This is a genomic window from Streptomyces niveiscabiei, assembly GCF_001419795.1.
In the GTDB taxonomy this organism is placed as follows: domain Bacteria; phylum Actinomycetota; class Actinomycetes; order Streptomycetales; family Streptomycetaceae; genus Streptomyces; species Streptomyces niveiscabiei.
Genome location: NZ_LIRL01000370.1, coordinates 1 through 2,600, shown reverse-complemented (window position 1 = coordinate 2,600; position 2,600 = coordinate 1). Strand labels below are relative to the sequence as shown.

Here is a 2,600-nt window from a genome sequence, read left to right as displayed (position 1 = left end):
CGAGAATCCCGGCCCCCTCCCCCATCACGAACCCGTCCCGCGCCGCGTCGAAGGGCCGCGACCGCCCGCGCCGCGACAACGCGCCCATGCTGTCGAACCCGGCGATCCACAGGGGGTGCACGGCCGCGTCGGCGCCCCCGGCGAGGGCGACATCGCAGACGCCGTCCCGCAGCAGCCCCATCGCCGTACCGATCGCCGTCGCCCCCGAAGCGCAGGCCGTGGAGACCCCGGAGACCGGGCCGCGCGCCCCGACCCGGAGGGCGACCTGGGCCGCCGCCATGTTGGGCAGGAACATCGGCACGAGGTACGGGGAGACCTGGGCGCCGGTCAACAGGCGTTCGTGCTGGCCGAGTTGGGACTCCGTCCCGCCGAACGCGGTGCCGACGACCACAGCGACCCGCTCCCCGTCCCAGTCCCCGGGGTCGAGTCCCGCGTCGGCGAGCGCCTCGTCGGCGGCGGCGAGAGCGAACCGGGTGTGGCGGTCGTACTGCCAACTCTGCTTCAGCGCGGGCGGATCGGGGACCGTGCACGCGAACTCGGCGCCCAGGCCCTTGAGTCGAGGGACCCGGGCCGCCGTGGCCCGCCCCGCCAGGACCGTACGCCACGTGGCCTCCCGGCCGGTGCCCCCTGGCGTCACCAGCCCGATCCCGGTGACCGCGATGTGGGCGGGGCCGTCAACTCCGTTCATTCCGCGCCTTCTCCACCAGCGCGGCCGTCGCCGCGACCGTCAGTCCGGGGTCCGCCTCCGTGTCCGGCAGGGCGATCGACCAGTGGTCGGAGAGGGTGACGAACAGCTCGACGACGGCGAGGGAGTCGAGGCCGAGATCGGTGAACGTGGCGTCGGGGGCGGGGGAGTCGGCCTCGAACTTCGTCGCCAGGAGGTGCACGAGGTGGTCGTACACGGGGGAAACCGTGGGTTCGGTGGTCGTCATGGCGGGCTCCTTCTTCGGATCGGGCCAGGTCAGCGCGGCGGAACCCCAGGTGAGGCCGCCGCCGAACGCGGTGAGGAGAGTGCGGGTCCCCGGCGGTACGGCGCGGCGCCGGGCGACGTCCGCGAGGACCAGGGGGATCGAGGCGGCGGCCGTGTTGCCGACGTCGCGGATGTTGCCGTGGCGGTGCTCGGCGCCGATGCCGAGGCGGTCGGCCACGGCGTCCAGGATGCGCTGGTTGGCCTGATGGCCGACGAACGCGCCAACTGTGCTGGCGGGCCAGTCGAGTTGGGCCAGCGTCCGCCGCGCCGAGGCCGTCATCCGGCGTACCGCCTGGCCGTACACCTCGCGGCCCTTCATCCGCAGCGTGTGCGCGGCCGTGCCGTCCAGCCGCGCCGGGTCCGGCCAACGCGAGCCGCCCGCCTCGATCATCACGTGGTCCGCGCCCGTGCCGTCGCTGCCGAGGTCGGTCGCGAGGATCGCGCCGGGTTCGTCGCGGGTGCCGAGGCCCAGGACGACCGCCCCGGCGCCGTCGCCGAACAGGATCGCCGTGTTGCGGTCGGCGGGGTCGACGATCGTGGAGTACGTCTCCGCGCCGATGACCAGCGCGGATGTCGCCATGCCGGCGCGGATCCAGGCGTCGGCCGCCGCCAGGGCGTACACGAAGCCGGAGCAGACCGCCGCGAGGTCGAAGGCGGGGACCGTGCCCAGGCCGAGCCTGCTCGCCACCTCCGGAGCGGTCGCCGGGCAGGGGTGGTCCGGGGTCGTGGTCGCGAGGACGAGGAGCTGAGGCGGGGGGAGCCCGGCGAGCGCCTCGCGCGCCGCCCTGGTCGCCAGGTCACCCGTACTCGTACCCGGGGTGACCCTGCGTCTCGTCGCTATACCCGTACGGGTCCTGATCCAGTCGTCCGAGGTGTCCAGCCCGCCGCCGACCAAGTCGCCGTTCGTCACGGTGAGTTCGGGCAGGCAGGCGCCGACACCTCGGATCACCGAGGCGGGGGTGGGGGACATGCGATGACTCGCTCCGTGAGTGGGGGGGAGGGGCACGCCGGGTTCCAGGAAAGCGGTTGTGGACACCGGGAGTCATCACTCACACGGGGGGCGGTCGAGGCGCCAAGGGAGGTGCGGCGGGGTTCATAGACTGCCCTCATGGCATGCCGGATCAGCGAACTCGTCATCGACTGCGCCGACCCCGAGCGGCTCGCCGTGTTCTGGGCGGACGTCCTCGGGTACGTCGAGGTCGGCCGCGAGGAGGACGGCAGCATCGAGATCGGGCCGCCCGGGGTCGGGTTCGGCGGACCACAGCCCACCGTCGTCCTCAGCCCGACAAGCGACCCCCGCCCCGCGAAACTCCGCCTCCACATCGACGTGAGCCCCACGGACCGCGACCAAGACACTGAACTGGCACGCCTGTTGGCCCTCGGAGCGCGGCACGCGGACATCGGGCAGACCGGGGAGGAGAGCTGGTATCCGCTCATCGACCCCGAGGGCAACGAATTCTGCCTGCTGCGCCGGCGGATCGCGGCCGTGGCAGGGGGCGGCTATTCGCCGCCCGAGAACCACCAGTAGTCCGCCGTACGCGACGTCGCGACGACCGTGCGGCGTACCCCGGCTCTCCCCCGTACCCCCCTCACGCCGTTATCCCCCTGCCGTGCACCCGCCTCTTATACA

General features: G+C 73.4%; 3 protein-coding genes. 1 reads left to right on the top strand and 2 read right to left on the bottom strand.

Annotated features, from left to right (window positions below):
* On the bottom strand, positions 1 to 688 hold a 688-nt coding region (locus AOK24_RS18685), incomplete at its 3' end, for a beta-ketoacyl-[acyl-carrier-protein] synthase family protein (RefSeq protein ID WP_276206843.1).
* Complete coding sequence (locus tag AOK24_RS18680; protein WP_055721214.1) at positions 675 to 1,940, bottom strand: beta-ketoacyl-ACP synthase 3; 1,266 nt, start codon at positions 1,938 to 1,940, stop codon at positions 675 to 677. The genes AOK24_RS18680 and AOK24_RS18685, both read right to left, overlap by 14 nt.
* Before the next feature lie 138 nt (positions 1,941 to 2,078).
* On the opposite strand from AOK24_RS18680, the gene AOK24_RS18675 reads away from it, so the two are divergent.
* Positions 2,079 to 2,498, top strand: a complete 420-nt coding sequence (locus AOK24_RS18675) for a VOC family protein (RefSeq protein ID WP_055721213.1) — start codon at positions 2,079 to 2,081, stop codon at positions 2,496 to 2,498.
* The last annotated feature ends 102 nt before the right edge of the window (positions 2,499 to 2,600 follow it).

Bases quoted from the DNA above. Each gene is read 5' to 3' on its own strand.
- AOK24_RS18680 (WP_055721214.1), bottom strand. From the start codon at position 1,940: ATGTCCCCCACCCCCGCCTCGGTGATCCGAGGTGTCGGCGCCTGCCTG.
- AOK24_RS18675 (WP_055721213.1), top strand. From the start codon at position 2,079: ATGGCATGCCGGATCAGCGAACTCGTCATCGACTGCGCCGACCCCGAG.